At 55.4% G+C, this 15,886-nt stretch carries 13 protein-coding genes and 1 other annotated feature; of the genes, 4 read left to right on the forward strand and 9 right to left on the reverse strand.

Features of this window, described 5'->3' with window-relative positions; all coding sequences use genetic code 11:
* Positions 1-28 precede the first annotated feature (28 nt).
* Positions 29-718, forward strand: coding sequence for a Crp/Fnr family transcriptional regulator (locus tag J4772_RS14615; RefSeq protein WP_209075785.1), 690 nt, complete (start codon positions 29-31; stop codon positions 716-718).
* Here J4772_RS14615 and J4772_RS14620 read toward each other — a convergent pair.
* The gene (locus J4772_RS14620; RefSeq protein WP_209075786.1) at positions 709-2,889 is read right to left on the reverse strand and encodes an S-layer homology domain-containing protein; all 2,181 of its coding nucleotides are present in this window, start codon (positions 2,887-2,889) and stop codon (positions 709-711) included. The genes J4772_RS14615 and J4772_RS14620 overlap by 10 nt on opposite strands.
* 166 nt (positions 2,890-3,055) lie before the next feature.
* Between J4772_RS14620 and J4772_RS14625 the strand changes: the two genes are divergently transcribed.
* Together J4772_RS14625 and J4772_RS14630 are read left to right on the forward strand one after the other, a co-directional pair.
* Positions 3,056-3,745: a Crp/Fnr family transcriptional regulator gene (locus tag J4772_RS14625; protein ID WP_209075787.1), complete on the forward strand. Its 690-nt coding sequence runs from the start codon at positions 3,056-3,058 to the stop codon at positions 3,743-3,745.
* 104 nt (positions 3,746-3,849) lie between these two features.
* Positions 3,850-4,695, forward strand: coding sequence for a DNA alkylation repair protein (locus J4772_RS14630; RefSeq protein ID WP_209075788.1), 846 nt, complete (start codon positions 3,850-3,852; stop codon positions 4,693-4,695).
* Positions 4,696-4,939: 244 nt separating this feature from the next.
* On the opposite strand, the gene gndA is transcribed toward J4772_RS14630, so the two are convergent.
* From gndA to zwf, 4 genes are all read right to left on the reverse strand, one after another.
* Positions 4,940-6,346, reverse strand: a complete 1,407-nt coding sequence (gene gndA / locus J4772_RS14635) for an NADP-dependent phosphogluconate dehydrogenase (protein WP_116065670.1) — start codon at positions 6,344-6,346, stop codon at positions 4,940-4,942.
* Between the two features lie 36 nt (positions 6,347-6,382).
* Complete coding sequence (fsa, locus tag J4772_RS14640) at positions 6,383-7,048, reverse strand: fructose-6-phosphate aldolase (protein ID WP_116065669.1); 666 nt, start codon at positions 7,046-7,048, stop codon at positions 6,383-6,385.
* A 25-nt stretch (positions 7,049-7,073) separates the two neighbouring features.
* Positions 7,074-9,068 carry a transketolase gene (gene tkt / locus J4772_RS14645; protein WP_209075789.1) on the reverse strand — a complete coding sequence of 665 codons (1,995 nt, stop codon included), beginning with the start codon at positions 9,066-9,068 and terminating at the stop codon, positions 7,074-7,076.
* Between the two features lie 153 nt (positions 9,069-9,221).
* Positions 9,222-10,730 (reverse strand): glucose-6-phosphate dehydrogenase, encoded by a 1,509-nt coding sequence (gene zwf, locus J4772_RS14650; protein ID WP_209075790.1) that lies wholly within the window; start codon positions 10,728-10,730, stop codon positions 9,222-9,224.
* A 127-nt stretch (positions 10,731-10,857) separates the two neighbouring features.
* Between zwf and J4772_RS14655 the strand changes: the two genes are divergently transcribed.
* Positions 10,858-11,736 (forward strand): LysR family transcriptional regulator, encoded by an 879-nt coding sequence (locus tag J4772_RS14655; RefSeq protein ID WP_209077159.1) that lies wholly within the window; start codon positions 10,858-10,860, stop codon positions 11,734-11,736.
* A gap of 603 nt (positions 11,737-12,339) precedes the next feature.
* Here the strand turns inward: J4772_RS14655 and asd are convergent.
* The 4 genes from asd to J4772_RS14675 all read right to left on the reverse strand — a co-directional run bounded on the left by asd (position 12,340) and on the right by J4772_RS14675 (position 15,877).
* On the reverse strand, positions 12,340-13,425 hold the full coding sequence (asd, locus tag J4772_RS14660) for an aspartate-semialdehyde dehydrogenase (RefSeq protein WP_116064242.1): 1,086 nt from the start codon (positions 13,423-13,425) through the stop codon (positions 12,340-12,342).
* 137 nt (positions 13,426-13,562) lie between these two features.
* Positions 13,563-13,826, reverse strand: a binding site (T-box leader).
* A 73-nt stretch (positions 13,827-13,899) separates the two neighbouring features.
* Positions 13,900-14,355, reverse strand: coding sequence for an RpnC/YadD family protein (locus tag J4772_RS14665; protein ID WP_209075791.1), 456 nt, complete (start codon positions 14,353-14,355; stop codon positions 13,900-13,902).
* A 343-nt stretch (positions 14,356-14,698) separates the two neighbouring features.
* Positions 14,699-14,965, reverse strand: a complete 267-nt coding sequence (locus J4772_RS14670) for a CD3324 family protein (RefSeq protein ID WP_209075792.1) — start codon at positions 14,963-14,965, stop codon at positions 14,699-14,701.
* Positions 14,966-15,304: 339 nt separating this feature from the next.
* Complete coding sequence (locus tag J4772_RS14675; RefSeq protein ID WP_209075793.1) at positions 15,305-15,877, reverse strand: GNAT family N-acetyltransferase; 573 nt, start codon at positions 15,875-15,877, stop codon at positions 15,305-15,307.
* Positions 15,878-15,886 lie beyond the last annotated feature (9 nt).

The following is a 15,886-nucleotide window of genomic DNA, read 5'->3' on the forward strand; positions in this document are numbered from 1 at the left end:
TGTCCGAAAGTCGAAAAAAGGAGTCCGCATGAACATCATTTCGCAGCCTGACCGTATACGTCGCCACATAGCCGCGCATCGCCTCGATCGGATGTTTTCCGCGCCCGGCGAGCTTAACTTTCAGCTTCGCGTTTACGAGAGCGGGGAATCCGTGCTCAGGGAAGGCGACGAGCCGGACGGATTATATTTTCAAGTAGCAGGCCGAACGAAGGTTTCCTCCAGCGTAGAAACGGGCAAAGCTTTGCTGCTGCGTTTCTGCCATCCTCTGTCCATCTTCGGAGATATCGAATTTCTGCAGCAGGTAGTCGTACAATCCGAAGTAGAAGTCGTGCGGACCGCTGAATTCCTATTCGTTGACAACCGCACTGCCGAAGCCGCGTTGATGAAAGATCCCGTTTTTATGAAAGAGCTCTTGCGGCATCTGGCCTATAAGCTGCAGACCTGCACGACCGCATCGCGAATCAATCTGCTGGCCTCCGTTGAGGAGAGATTGGCCGGCTACTTGCTGACGACGCGCAGCGGCAACGATTTCGGCAAGGAGCTGAATACGCAGAGCGCGCACGAGATCGCCTCGCTAATCGGCACGACGCCCCGCCATTTGAACCGCGTCGTAACGAAACTCGCCGGCTTAGACATCCTGCGCAAAGCCAGAAACCGGATCGTCGTTACGGATTGGGACCGGCTCGACGCCTTCTCCAACGGGCTTCGTTACGAATAATAAGCGATGTGGTACGGGTTCAAAACCTCATGGAGCCTCGCCAGTATGGCCGCCGCCTGTTCCCGCACGAGCGTTTGCTGCGGATGGAACTTGCCGTCGCTTCCGGTCATGACGCTACGCTCGAACACAGCCTGGATCGCTTGCCGGCTTGCGACGGACAGGTCGCCGATGTCGGAGAACGCCATCCGCTCGTCGCTTCCGTACGTGGCGAGGCGTCCGGCATTGGCGGCCATAATCGCCGCTTCCACGCGCGTAATCGCGCGATCCGGTTCGAAGCTCCCGGATGAACGGTCGGTAACGCCCAGCTTTGCCGCCTTGGCAAGCGCTCCGCTGTACCATGCGCTTGCCGGTACGTCCGAGAACGTTTTTCCCGTCTTCGGCAGCGCTCCCTCCTCCAGCAGACGGAGCAGCAGAACGACATACTGGGCGCGGGTCAGCGCTTGCTTCGGAGCCAGCATCCTGCCCTTTGCGTCCACGCCTTCCATATATCCTTCTCGCAGTATAAACGACAGCTCGTCGCGTGCCCATGAAGACACCTGTTTTTCATCCTTAAAAGTCGACAGCTCCGGCGCGGAGACGCGCAGCGGAAAATCGTCTTTGGCTACCGTAGGCACGGCGTTTTTACGGTACCCGCTCACCTCGATTTGGTATACTCCCGGCGTCAGGCCGCCAAACGACACTTTCCCTTCGGCGTCGCTTACCGCCGTTTTGTCGCCAATCCGGACGGTTACGCCTTTCGCGACCATGTATCCGAGCTGTCGGTTCGCCTTTTTGACATACATATGGAACGGTTTGTCCGCGGGAATCGGAGAACCGCTGCCTGTTTGCCCTTCATAGCTCCATTCGACAACGATCGTATCGAGCAGAGAAGTGTTGTCCGAGCCGTAATAGACGAGTAGCTCCGCTCCTTTCGCAAGGGACAATCCGCCAGGTGAATTCTCCGGGAACATCCAGCTGCCGAACGGATCGCTGCGCACGGCCAGCTTCCATCCGTCTTTGGCTCCGTAGCGTCCGCCGGCAATGCCGGCAATCGATTCGATTGACTTCTTGCCTTGCGAGTCGGTATTCAGTTTATAGGCAATGCCTTCCTTATCGAGAAAAGCCAGTGCGGACGCAATCGCATCCCCGCTCTGTCCCCTTCCCTGCGCAATCGAGCCTTCCGGTCCTTCGATTGACACCTTCACGCTATTCGCGAAGACCGGCAGCTTCCTGACGGCTTTCAGCGTCGCCTCGCCGTTCGCGAACCGCTTGTAGGCAGCCAGCGCCATATAAGCCTCAGTCGTCTCTGTTGAGCTGATCCCGCCATCTCCGTCTTGGGCAAAACGTCCGCTATCCGTCTGCCGGGACAGCAAATAGCTTAGCGGATGGCTTCCATCCGTTTGGCTCCAGGATGCGGCATCGATTCCCAGCGCGGTCAACGCGATGACGGCCAGCGCCGTATCGGACGTGCCTCCGAAACCGCCATCAGCCGACTGCTGCGCCTTCAACCAATCCAACCCGCGCCGGGTTTCCTCCGAGTCCGGCGTCGCCTCCGCCAGCGCCGTCAACGCGAGCGAAGTCGCCGCCACGCTGCCCTTCGTCTCCGCCTTATCCTCGGACATCGACCAGCTTCCGTCCTTGGCCTGCCGTTCGACGAGCTTGTAATAAATCAGGTCCGGATACCACTCGGTACGCGCCAACGTTCCCGACAACGAGCGATTGGCAACCAGATAAGCAACCGCCAGTTCCGGCGCGCCTTCCGCCTCCATGCCCGGATGGTTCATCAGCACCGGATACAGGTCGATTCCGGCGATATCGGTAACGTTGCCTCCGGCCGCGGCATAGCCGGCCATCGAACGCGTCAGTTGGCTGACTTTGTCGTACTTGCCGCGGTTATCGAGCCATTCGTCGGCTTTGTGCCGCAAATAGCTGTCGGGAACCTCTTTATGGTTCAGCGCCAACCCGACCGCGGCCCAATCCGACTGCGGCAGCTGCGCGTACAACAGCGGCTCCGCTTTGGTCAGCGCCTGATCCAGCTCCGGCCCGACCGCCTTTGAGCCTAAAGTTTGCCCATCCTTTTCCGCCGCATCTCCCGCTGCCCGCGCAAAGCCTGACGGCTGTGCAGCTATCGACAAGCTTACGATGAGCGCTAACATCCATTTCACTTGACTATGTACTACCATTCGTTTCATTTCCCCCTCTCCTTCCTCCTATGTTGGACGAAGGAAACGAGGCGATAGTTTCGCCGGCTCTCGACTTTTTCCGAATTTTTCCTCACCTGAGATTCGCCAGCGATTTCCCGAAATCGGACGCTTTCCTGTAAACTATAAGCATCGACGACTATGATCGGGAGGAATTATGAACAAAATCGATTACCTGTCGCAATTCGACTTGCTGCGCTCGCTTAACCGAGAGGATCTGATCGAGATGGACGAGCTGACCTCGATCACCCCTTTTCCGAGAAAAAAGCTTATTCAAAGTCCGGATACGTTTACGGAGAAGCTCTATTTTATAAAAAAGGGGAAGGTGCGCCTTTATCGGCTGAATGCCGAAGGCAGGCAGTTCACTTTGGACATCCTGAGCGAGGGCAATATATTCGGAGAAATGAACGGAATTTCGCTGGGGACGCGGGACGTGTTCATCGAAACGGTCGAAGCCTGCGATATCTGCATGATGGATAAGGAACGGTTCGAGCGCTATTTGCTGCAGCGACCCCGTTTTATGCTTAATATGATCGAGGCGATAAGCCAACGATTGGCGCATATGAGCACATTGGCTCAGAAGCTCGCGATAGGCAGGCTGCACGATAAAATCATCCATATTCTGCTTAAGCTATCCGAACGGTTTGGCAACGGCAACGAGGATGGGTCCGACTTTTGCGCGATCGGCATCTCGCTCTCCCATCAAGAACTCGCCAATCTAGTCGGCGCATCCCGCGAAGCGGTTACGCTTGGGCTGCAGGAGCTTGCCGAGGCCGGCGCGATTCGGACGGGCTTCCGGACGATCCATGTCAATCGGGAAAAGCTCTCCGCTCTGCTGGATGCGTAGGCGGCCGGATAAAGCTGTAAACTGCATTACAGCTTTTCCGAAGGAAACCGCATATCGTGGAAATACCGGTACAATATCGTTAGGGAGAGGAGCTTGCGAGAAAAATGGAACAACAGCTAGAGGCCGCATCTCTTACGAACAGAAAAGGAGCGCGCAAGGTCAACGACATCCCTGCTGAAGTGATGAAGCTTTTACAGAGCGGTGAGCTGGAAACGGTGAACTTGACGGAATGGCTCGCCATCGATCATCGTCTCCTGCTTGAGCATGTGGCGTGCGAGCTGGAGCTTGATCCGTATATAGAGGAACTGCTGGCGGAGCTGCCTATAAGCGGAGAAAAGAAAATCATGACTGTGATCCCGAAAATTGCGCAAGCCTGGCTCATCCTGCTGGATCGCCTGCCGGACGAACGAGGCAGAGCAATATTCGGCAAGCTGTCGTCGCATCGCTCGGACAGCGTTCGCTGTTGGGCGGCCTATATTATCGGACTGCAGCAGCATTCTCTGGAGCGACGTTTGGCGCTAATTCGGCCGTTTGCCGCGGATCGTCATTTCGGCGTTCGCGAGCTCGCATGGATGGCCGTACGCGAGTCGGCTGCCAGGGAATTGGACAAAGCGATCCTCCTCTTGCAGCAATGGACGCAAGACGAAGACGCCAACCTTCGCCGCTTCTCCGTCGAGGTCATCCGTCCGCGCGGGGTATGGGCCAAGCATATTCCCGAACTGAAGAACGACCCTTCGCTCGCGCTTCCGCTGCTTGAACCGCTCAAATCCGATCCCTCCAAATACGTTCAGGACTCCGTCGCCAATTGGTTGAACGACGCCGGCAAAACGCAGCCCGAATGGGTGGTCGAGCTTTGCCGCGCATGGCTCGCAGCGTCAGATACGAAAATGACAAAAAGAATCGTGACTCGCGCCCAGCGCAGTATGAACTCATCTACTTCCTCAAATTAGTATGGGCACGCTCAACTTCCATTGACACGAGGGGCTATCCTATTAGCACGTTGCTTGAAATGATCGATAGACAAAAAAAGAGTATATCTCTCCCGTAGACTGCCTCATACGCTCCTGAAATCCCATTGTAACGGGTTCACCCATTCCCATTTCAGGAGCGTATAGCATCGGAGGAAGAGATATACTCTTTCACCTTGTTCATCGATTATTTTTTAGCAACTTGAAGGGCTAATGGATCAGCCTGTTACATCCACTGGAAGTGGAAGCTGCCCTCGCGGTCCACGCGCTGGAACGTATGCGCCCCGAAATAGTCGCGCTGCGCTTGCAGCAGGTTAGCCGGCAGACGCTCCGTGCGGTAGCTGTCGTAATACGCCAGCGCGGAGGCGAACGCCGGAACCGGGATGCCTCTTTCGACGGCAACGGCAACCACTTTGCGCCATGCGGCTTGATAGTTTTTGACGACGCCGCCGAAGTAATCGTCCAGCAGCAGATTGGTCAGCTCCGGATTGCGGTCGTAGGCGTCCTTGATGTTTTGCAGGAATCTGGCGCGGATGATGCAGCCTCCGCGGAAGATCATCGCGATGCCGCCGTAATTCAGGTTCCAATCGTACGCCTCGGAAGCGGCCTTCATCTGCGCGAAGCCTTGCGCATACGACGCGATTTTGCTTGCGTACAGCGCCTGGCGAACCGCCTCGATAAATTCGCGGCGATCTCCGTCGTATGCGGAGACGGCCGGCCCGTCCAGCTTCTTGCTGGCGGCGACGCGCTCCTCCTTCATCGCGGAGATAAAACGCGCGAATACCGATTCCGTAATGATCGACAGCGGCACGCCGAGATCAAGCGAGCTTTGGCTCGTCCACTTACCCGTGCCCTTCTGGCCGGCTGAATCGAGAATGACATCGACCATCGGCTTGCCCGTCTCCGGATCGTTCTTGGAGAAAATGTCCGCCGTAATTTCGATCAAGTAGCTGTCCAGCTCTCCGTTGTTCCACTCTGTGAAAATTTCATGCAGCTCGTTTGTGCTGACGCCAAGTACATCCTTAAGCAGGTGATACGCTTCGCCAATCAGTTGCATGTCGCCGTATTCGATGCCGTTGTGCACCATTTTCACGTAGTGCCCCGCACCCTCCTCGCCGATGTACGTACAGCAAGGATCTCCGCCGACCTTCGCCGAAATGGCGGTCAGGATCGGCTCGACCAGCTCGTACGCGCTCTTCTGCCCGCCCGGCATAATCGCCGGACCGTTAAGCGCGCCCTCTTCGCCGCCGGACACGCCTGCGCCGATGAAGCGGAAGCCTTGCTCCTGCAGCTCCTTGTTTCTTCTCTGCGTATCCGGAAAATAAGCGTTGCCGCCATCGATCAGGATATCCCCGGGGCTCAGGTGCGGCACGAGCTGGTTGATCGTGTCGTCCGTCGCCTGTCCGGCCTTGACCATAATCAAAATTTTGCGCGGCGCCTCCAGCGAAGCGACGAACTCCTCGACGCTGTATGTGCCGACGAAGTTTTTGCCCTTCGCCTCTTCAAGCAGTTCCTTCGTCTTCTCCGGAGAACGGTTGAACAACGCCACGGAAAAGCCTTTACTTTCGATGTTAAGCGCCAGGTTTTTGCCCATAACGGCCAAGCCGACGACGCCGATTTGCTGTTTGCTCACTGCAGGTTCCTCCCCATTCCTATATGTTTCTTTTCTTTATTGGACGGCTTTTTTCCAGTCGGCGGCAAACTTCTCCAGCCCTTGATCGGTCAGCGGGTGCTTCGAGATTTGCTCGATAACGCTGAACGGAATCGTCGCGATATGCGCGCCGGCCATCGCTACGCGAGTAACGTGATCCGGGTGGCGCACGGATGCTGCGATAATTTGGGTATCGAGGTTATGCGTGCGGAACAGCTCGGCAACTTTTGCTACCAGCAGCACGCCGTCTTCGGAAATATCGTCCAGACGTCCAAGGAACGGAGATACGTACGTTGCGCCGGCGCGTGCCGCAAGCAGCGCTTGGTTAACCGTGAAGATGAGCGTGACGTTCGTTTTGACGCCTTTTTGGCTCAAGTAGCGGCAAGCTTCCAGGCCCGCCAGAGTCATCGGCAGCTTGATCGTAACGTTTTTGTCGTTGTTGTTGATTTTGATCAGTTCGTTCGCTTGAGCGATCATTTCCTCGGCGGTAACCGCGTCCGGCGTCACTTCGGCGGACACCGACTCCACTTCCGGCACTTCGCGCAAAATTTCCGCGATCCGGTCCTCGAACTTAACGCCTTCTTTGGCAACGAGAGACGGATTCGTCGTTACTCCGGACAGCACGCCGATTTTGTACGCCTTTTTGATGTCCTGCAAATTAGCCGTGTCGATGAAAAATTTCATGTTTCATAACCCCCATTTAATTTGGTTACTTCAACAAATCCTTCGCTAAACGAGCAACATGACCTACGGAGAAGCCGAAGTAGTCCATCACTTCGCCGCCCGGTCCGGAAGCGCCGAACGTGTCGATCGACAGCACCTTGCCGTCAGGGCCGGCATAGCGATCCCAACCGAGCGAAATACCGGCTTCGATCGCGATCCGCTTGGCGACCGTACGGGGCAGTACGCTTTCCTTATAGTCTTCGGATTGTCGCTCGAACAGCTCTCTGCTTGGCATCGCGACGACGCGCACAGATACGTTGTCCTTCTCCAGCTCGGCTTTCGCATTGACCGCCAGCGACACCTCGGAGCCTGTCGCGACCAGAATAAGCTCCGGCGAGCCGTTCGTCTCCGTCAGCACGTACGCGCCTTTGGCGACCTGCTCTTTGTTTGCCTTCGTCTGCTCGTAGATCGGCAGGTTTTGTCGGCTCAGCACGAGAGCGACCGGTCCTTCCTTCTGCTCCAGCGCGTACGCCCATGCGCTTGCCGTCTCGTTCGCATCGCTTGGACGAATGACGGTAAGTCCAGGAATCGTACGCAGCGCGGCCAAATGCTCGACCGGCTCGTGCGTCGGTCCGTCTTCCCCGACCGCGATGGAGTCGTGAGTGAATACGTACACGACCGGCAGCTTCTGCAGCGCAGCGAGACGGATCGATGGACGCAAGTAGTCGCAGAAGACGAAGAAGGTGCTGACGAAAGGCTTTACGCCGCCATGCAGCGCCATACCGTTTCCGGCAGCCCCCATCGCATGCTCGCGAACGCCGAAGTAGACATTGCGGCCGGCGTAGGAATCGACGGCGAACTTGCCTTCGCCTTTAATGTCGGTCATCGTCGAGCCCGACAAATCCGCGCTGCCCCCGAAGATGGCGGGAACGGACTTCACGAAGTGGTTGATCGCTTCGCCGCTGGCGACGCGGGTCGATACCGATTTCGAGCAATCGAATGTCAAAATGTCGGCGGCATCGATCGCGACGGAACCGTCAATCGCCTGCGTCAGCTCCTGTCCGAGCGCAGGGTGCTGCGCCTTGTAGGCGGCCAGCAGCTTGTTCCATTCGTCTTCCTTCGCCGCTCCGTTTTGCTTGAGCTGCTCGAAATGCGTTCTGACGTCAGCGGGAACGAAAAACTCTTCCTCGGAAGGCCAACCGTAAACCTTCTTCGTCGCTATAGCCTCTTCCTTGCCAAGCGGGCTGCCGTGAACTTTGTGCGTTCCGGCCGCTTTGCTGCCGTAGCCGATAATCGTGCGAACCTCGATCAGCGTCGGTTGCGCGTCGTTTTCCTTAGCGGACGCAATAGCCTCGCTAATTTTAACAATATCGTTACCGTCCTCTACGCGCAAGTACTGCCAGTTCGTGGACTCCGCTCTTTTGCGAATATCTTCTCCGAACGACAGGTTCAGGTCACCGTCCAAGGAGATATCGTTGGAGTCGTACAGCACGATCAGCTTGCCCAGCTTCATGTGGCCGGCCATCGACATCGCTTCGTAAGAAATGCCCTCCATCAGACAGCCGTCGCCGACAAGCGCATACGTATAGTGATCGACGACCGGAAAGCCTTCCTGATTGAATTTGGCGGCAAGATGCGCTTCGGCCATCGCCATGCCGACCGCCATCGCCACCCCTTGGCCGAGCGGCCCCGTCGTCGCGTCGACGCCGTCCGTATGGCCGAATTCCGGGTGACCCGGCGTCTTGCTGTTCAGCTTGCGGAACTGCTTCAGATCGTCGAGCGACACGCGGTAGCCGGACAGATGAAGCAGACTGTACAGCAGAGCCGAACCGTGGCCAGCGGATAACACGAAACGATCGCGGTTGAACCATTTGGCATTGCCGGGGTTATGATTCAAATGCCCGGACCAGAGGGCGTAAGTCATCGGCGCGGCGCCCATCGGCAGCCCCGGGTGACCGGAGTTGGCGGCGTTGATGGCGTCGATGGACAGCGTGCGGATCGTGTCGATTGCGAGTTGTTCAATAATTTGCGTTGTAGGCATATTGTTCTCCTTTGTTTATAGAGGTAGTTCAAAAAGTCCGATTTTGATCACGAAGCATTCTCAGGAAGCATATTCAACATCGAATCTTGAATTCAGCCGGTTCTTCCGGTGCTCACGTAGCTTCCACTACGCTCCGCTCCTCATCTCCGGTCTTCATCCAACCTTCTCGGTGCTGAAAACCGGACTTTTTGAACTCATACTTGAGGTTTCAAGCTCTTCGTCAAACCACCAACGATAGCCGTCCTGCGCAAGCAGCGCATCGGACTCTGAAGGGCCGTAAGAGCCGGCGGCGTAAGTCTGCAGGGGCACGAGATTTTCGGCGAAGGCGTCGAGAATCGGCTGCACCCACTGCCAGCTCAGCTCGACTTCGTCCCAGTGGGCGAAAAATGTGCCATCGCCGCGCAGCGCGTCGTGAATCAGGTTCTCGTACGCTTCCGGAACGTCGTCCTGGCTGCCGTGCAGCTCGACGTGCAGCGGCTTGAATTCGTCGCCTTCCTTCGAATTGAGCTGCAGCGTGATGCCTTCCTTCGGTCCGATCTCAAAGACAAGCAAATTAGGCGCGCCAAGGCCTTGCGAAGGCTGCTGCAGCGGCTCTTTGAACTCGACGACGATTCGCGTGCTCTTCTCCTTCATTCGTTTGCCTGTGCGAATGTAGAAAGGAACTCCGCGCCAGTAATGATCGTCGATTTCCAGCCTTGCGGCGATAAACGTATCGTTGCTGGAATCTGCGGCGATACCCGGCTCGGACAAATAGCCAACGACCTGCTTGCCGCTAACCTCTCCTGCCGCGTACTGGCCGCGAACGACGCTGGCCGCGACGTCCTGCTTCTGCAGCGGCGCAACGGCTTGCATAATCCGCTGCTTCTTGAAGCGCACCTGCTCGGAGCTGCTCTCGTGCGGCAGATGAATCGCGGCCATCATGAGCAGTTGCAGCATGTGGTTCTGGAACATATCCCGCACCGCGCCTACGTGATCGTAATAGCCGGCCCGCTCCTCGACCCCGACCGTCTCGCTAGCCGTAATCTGTACGTTGGCGATGTAGCGGTTCGTCCAGAGCGCCTGGATGACCGGATTGGCTTGCTGAAGCGCCCCCATCTTCTGTACCATCGGCTTGCCGAGATAATGGTCGATACGGAAAATTTCCTCTTCCGCGAACGTCTGGCTCAGCTTCCGGTTCAGCTCGCGGGCCGACGGCAGATCGTGGCCGAACGGCTTCTCGATAACGAGCCGCTTCCAGCCTTCCTCGGAGCCGAGTCCGCTCGCAAGAATATTAGCCGCAATCGGCTCGAAAAACTCCGGTCCGACGGACAAGTAAAACAGCCGGTTCGGTCGAGCATCCAGCTCGCGCTCCCGCTGCTCAATCCGCCCCAGCAATCTCTCGTAATCCTCCTCGCGTCCAATGTCCAGCACCTGATAACGGAACGCGCGGGCGAATCGTTCAAGCGAGCCGTCGTTTTTCGCTTCGCGCCGGGAAAATTCCCGAACGGATCGCTCGACGTTCGCTTGAAACGACTCGTCGGTCCATTCTCTTCTTCCAAGGCCGAACAGCGAGAACGAATCGGGCAGCTTGCCGTCGACGAATAAATTATACAAAGCAGGGTATATTTTTCTCTTGGCTAAATCCCCTGTCGCTCCGAACAGTACGAATGTCGTAGGCTCCATCTTCCTCCTGCTCCTTCCAAATACGCTTTGTCGCGCATGTCTGGTATCTCTTTCGTAGTTTCACTATAATACGAATAGGAGCCATACAAGTAATTAATATATTTTACAGGAGCTATAGACCGTGTCTATGACCAACAATTACGAGCTGTACAAGGTGTTCTATTGGGCCGCTAAAACAGGCAGTCTGACCCAGGCGGCCAAAGCGCTGTATCTCACCCAGCCGAGCGTAAGCCACGCCATCAAGCAGTTGGAGGACAGCTTCGGCATCACGTTGTTTTATCGGACCGCCAAAGGAGTCGAACTGACGCAGGAGGGCGCGATTCTCTATTCCTACATCGAACAATCGCACATCTTTATTTCGCTTGCCGAAGAAAAAATGGCCGCCCTCAAAAATCTGGAGAGCGGCGAGCTCAGAATCGGGGGAAGCGATTCGCTGTTTAAGCACTATTTGCTGCCATATATAGAGGAATTTCATGAACGGTTTCCGAACATTCGGCTGCATCTGAATCACGGCACGACGCCGGAGGTCATCTCGTTTCTGAAGGAAGGCAGAATTGATCTTGGCGTCGTACGCATGCCGATCGTCGATCCGCAGCTTGAGGTGCGGGAAAGCTTCCATCTTCAGGATTGCTTTGTCGCGGGCGCTCGCTATGAGGATCTGCGGGGCAAGAAGCTGTCGGTGGACATGCTGCTCGAGCAGCCGATTATCCTGTTCTCTCGGAACAGTCGCGCAAGAATGACGATAACCGAGATTTTTCAAAGCTATGGCTACACGATCAAACCGGAAATTGAAGTCGGCAGCGTCGACCTGTTGATCGAATTCGCGAGGAGAGGGCTCGGCATCTCATTCGTGACGCGGGAGTTCGTCTCCAAGGAGCTGGAGGAGGGCTCGCTCTTCGAGATCGAACTGGACATTCCAATCCCTCCGTCCCAGGTCGGGATTATGACTAAGCGGAATATGCCGTTGTCAAGCGCGGCTATGAAGTTTATGGATATGATCGGATAACGGAGCGAGGAGATTGAAACGCGGGAGTTGTATATGCGGCTCATGCCGAATAGGGGTTGCCCGGTAAACAAGGTTGCTTAGATGATCGATAAATAAAGTAAGGTGTATATACCTCCCGGAGACCTAATCATGACCCACAATGTTTCCAATTTATTGGTTATTAAACTTTTACGACGGATCTATTTGCGCACATGAGCTTACGCAGGGAAGTTAGTCGAAAATTCGTACAACGCAGCTCGAACCAGGCTTAAACGGCGGACGTTTGTAGGAAAAACCGCACAAAACAACTCGGCCCAGACTCCAACGACGAACGTTTGTAGGGAAAATCGTATAAATCAACCAAGATCGGGGATTGTATGCCACTAAAGCGTCTTCGATAAATATACGAATAGCTTCTCGGAATTATCTGGAAGTGTTGTGGGTCAAGCGTAGCCCGTAGACTGCCTCATACGCTCCTGAAATTACCTTGTAACGGGTTTACCCATTCAGATTTCAGGAGCGTATAGCATCAGAGGAAGGTATATACATCTTGCATCTTTAATATCGATAACTTTCAGAGCAACTTGACCTGTTTGTGGGACAACCCCTTGCGTTCGTTCATGCTTATTTTGCCTGAATGTAGCCTTCCGCTTTAAGCAGTTCGGCGATCAGCACCGCTCCGCCGGCGGCGCCGCGAAGCGTGTTGTGCGACAGTCCGACGAATTTGAAGTCGTACAGGGAATCCTCGCGCAGACGTCCGGCGGATACGCCCATACCGCGCTCGATGTCGCGATCCAGGTTCGTCTGCGGCCTGTTCTCCTCTTCGAAATACGTAATGAACTGCTTCGGAGCGCTCGGCAAGCCAAGCTGCTGCGGACGGCCTGCGAACTCGCTCCAGCGCCGCAAAATCTCTTCCTTGGAAGGCTTGTTCTCGAACGAGACAAATACGGTTGCCAAGTGGCCGTCCGTGACCGGAACGCGGATACACTGCGTCGTAATGAGCGGAGCGTTCGCCTTCACGATCTCGCCGTCTTCGACGCTGCCCCAGATGCGCAGCGGCTCCTGCTCGCTCTTCTCTTCTTCGCCGCCAATGTACGGAATGACATTGTCGAGCATTTCCGGCCAGTCGGTGAAGTTTTTGCCTGCGCCGGAAATTGCCTGATACGTCGAAGCGACAACCTTCGTCGGTTTAAACTCCTGCAGCGCGTGCAGCATCGGCACATAGCTCTGAATGGAACAGTTCGGCTTAACGGCGATAAAGCCGGTCTCTGTGCCGAGCCGTTTACGCTGCGCCGCGATCACGTCCAGATGACCCGGATTGATCTCCGGAATGACCATCGGAACGTCGGGCGTCCAGCGGTGCGCGGAGTTGTTGGAGACGACCGGCGTACCCGTCTTGGCGTACGCTTCCTCCAGCGCCTGAATTTCATTTTTCTTCATATCGACCGCGCAGAAAATAAAATCGACCTGCGAAGCGACCTCTTCCACCTTGGAAGCGTCCAACACGACGATATTTTTGACCGAATCGGGAATCTCTCCGGCCAGCTTCCATCTGCCTTGGACCGATTGCTCGTAAGTTTTGCCCGCCGAGTTCGCGCTTGCCGCGATCGTCGTCACTTCAAACCAAGGGTGACCGTCCAGGAGTTGAACGAACCGCTGCCCGACCATCCCCGTTCCTCCGACTATACCGACTTTCAATTTGTTTGACATCGTTTATTCCAGTCCCTTCCATGCCGCTTATTTTTACGGAGCCTCATACCTAATTACTATTCAAGCCGAATCCAATGGTGCGCAGCTTGCGCCGGCTTTGCGCTTCAACAAAAAAATCCCACCCCCAAGACTTCAGCCTTAGGGACGAGATTGTGTGCTCGCGGTACCACCCCGGATTCGCCGATATGTCGCCATATCCGCCTCTTCAAGTACGGCATTGCCCAGCAATGCTTATACTCTAGCTCTGTAACAGGAGCGCCTGTCGCGCCACCCCCTCGTAAGCGAGGTTCCGACGCGCTGCTCGGAGTCTTTTTTCAGTAAAGCATCCTCTGCCCCTTCCCAGCTGCCGGAGCTCTCTGCGAAAGAATGGCTTTACCTACTCTTCTCTTCATCGCATTTGTTATTGCGATTATATTATCAAATAACGCAACGGAGGTAAAGCTATTTTTCTTCCGAGCCTGCTCGAACAGCCTGCTATACCGTTGCCTTGAGCTCGTCGATTCGCTTCGCAGGCAGTCCGGTCATCTCCTCCACCATCGCTGGGTCAAGTCCCTTCGCCAGCATTTTGGCGGCGATTTCTTCTTTCCCCTTCAGTACCCCCGCTTCGATTCCCTTCTCTAAGCCTTTCTCCATGCCTTTCCTCTCCCAGGAAGTCAACCACTCCATGATCGCAGCCTCCTTTTTCAGATCCGTTTGCTCTATTTTCTTCGCCAATTGTTTGTTCTCCGCTTCCGTCAACGGCAAGTACGTTTCGAAAAATACGGTTAGCAGCTTCATCCTCGCCGGGTCCAGCTCCAGCCGTGTAACCATCCGCAGAAACTCTAGCTTTACCGTTACGCGTTCCTTCTTATTATACCCCATACTGCTTAGCAGCGCAGCAGCCACCGGGTTCTTCGTGCGTATAAAACGACGCCAGTTCTTGTGACGCAATTGAACCACATAATACCGAAAGGTCAGCACTCTTAGAAACGGGAAAGCCCACTCGAACGAAGACGGCTCCTTGGCCCGGCGTCTATGACTGAAAATTGCAATCGGAAGAATGCGATGACGATATTTCTAGTAAAGCTTACCCGAATAGAGAAACATCCGCTGCGGAAAATCAGCAGCCGATCATGATCCACGTTCACCGCCTTGCCCCTCCCTGCAGCCCGCCCGGTCGCCAATAAAATAGAAAAGCCGCCCGTTCCCCTGAATCCATCAGGAGAAAGAGCGGCGTGTGCTTCACGACCGAATTTTCTTTTTTACTATTCGCGATATGCACCTATATGCCCGTTCATGACGTTTTAACAATAATTTTACGAATGCTGTCTCCAGACAGATGATATTTGCCCACAAGCTCGGAAACGGTCATTCCGTCCAAGTGCAGACGGCGGATTTCCTTGTTGCGTTCCGCGAGCAGCTTTCTCGTCCCGCTGACTTCCCCCCAACGCGCGCGACACTCGTTCGGCTTGGGAATATAGATCAGCTCGCCTCCCACGTAGTTCTGTAACTCCTGCAACAAACTAGGGGGAAGCACATCTCTCCCGTTTTTGTAAATCAAGTTGGCCCTCCTTCAATTCTAACGCCCCGATAATGGATAACATTTCTTTCGCAGATCCTTTAGCCATGCTCGATTTCTCCTCCTTTATCCGAATGTAGTGTGCCATATGGCGATCACGAACGCGAAGTTCGTATTTCCAGTATATTGAAAACCGCTTTGCCTTACAAGTGAAAAAGGAGGCCTTGCGGCCTCCTCCCTAATTGACGATCTCCGTCTAAGCGGAGATCACCTCAGGATGGTAGATCAATTCGATCATCTCCTTTCCGGCAAATTCGTCGGCCCGACAACTACATTGTACGACCGTTTACCGCCCTACATAAAGTGAATAAACGGCTATAATCAAACTTTACCGCCGTCCTTCGCTTTCCGGTAAGCGCGCTCGTGGTAGCGCGTGATAGCTTTGAACAGTTCCCTTCCGTCATCGGGGAGCGATATAGCGGCATCAAAGCCAAGCGACATCGCCCGATACGTCTCGGGAACCCATATATAGACATGAACGTATTCGGTCAGCCGAAAACCCGCGCTTTGCCAGAAACGGATGCGCTTCGCGTTCTCGTCCGTCTCCTCCGCTTCGACTTCAATAACGATGCCGCGGCATTCCGGCTTCGCGCCGACGGCCCAGTCCCGAAGTTGCAAGACGCAGCTTCGACCAATTCCTCGACCCTGACGCGATCGCCGTACGGCTATGTAATCGACGATCAGCACTTCGGAGCGATCGTCGAATGCCGTCAGCGCCATCGCTGCGGCTTCATTCTGCATGCGCCACACATGCAGCGTGCAGAGACCGCGCTCGAACATGCGTCTGACAATCGCTTCGCTTTTCCTTCCATGCTCGGGGAACGCTTCCCGATAAATGACGTCCGCCTCCGTCCACAGCGCCTCGTCCCAGCTATCCGTCGTTACGTGCTCCATGCGCTAGTC

It is taken from the genome of Cohnella sp. LGH (assembly GCF_017671885.1).
Classification (GTDB): Bacteria; Bacillota; Bacilli; order Paenibacillales; family Paenibacillaceae; genus Cohnella; species Cohnella phaseoli.

What these genes read in the sequence shown, in the direction of transcription:
- asd (WP_116064242.1), bottom strand. Translation starts at nt 13,425, where the DNA reads ATGTCAAACAAATTGAAAGTCGGTATAGTCGGAGGAACGGGGATGGTC.
- tkt (WP_209075789.1), bottom strand. Translation starts at nt 9,068, where the DNA reads ATGCCTACAACGCAAATTATTGAACAACTCGCAATCGACACGATCCGC.
- J4772_RS14620 (WP_209075786.1), bottom strand. Translation starts at nt 2,889, where the DNA reads ATGAAACGAATGGTAGTACATAGTCAAGTGAAATGGATGTTAGCGCTC.
- zwf (WP_209075790.1), bottom strand. Translation starts at nt 10,730, where the DNA reads ATGGAGCCTACGACATTCGTACTGTTCGGAGCGACAGGGGATTTAGCC.
- J4772_RS14625 (WP_209075787.1), top strand. Translation starts at nt 3,056, where the DNA reads ATGAACAAAATCGATTACCTGTCGCAATTCGACTTGCTGCGCTCGCTT.
- J4772_RS14655 (WP_209077159.1), top strand. Translation starts at nt 10,858, where the DNA reads ATGACCAACAATTACGAGCTGTACAAGGTGTTCTATTGGGCCGCTAAA.
- J4772_RS14630 (WP_209075788.1), top strand. Translation starts at nt 3,850, where the DNA reads ATGGAACAACAGCTAGAGGCCGCATCTCTTACGAACAGAAAAGGAGCG.
- J4772_RS14615 (WP_209075785.1), top strand. Translation starts at nt 29, where the DNA reads ATGAACATCATTTCGCAGCCTGACCGTATACGTCGCCACATAGCCGCG.
- J4772_RS14675 (WP_209075793.1), bottom strand. Translation starts at nt 15,877, where the DNA reads ATGGAGCACGTAACGACGGATAGCTGGGACGAGGCGCTGTGGACGGAG.
- fsa (WP_116065669.1), bottom strand. Translation starts at nt 7,048, where the DNA reads ATGAAATTTTTCATCGACACGGCTAATTTGCAGGACATCAAAAAGGCG.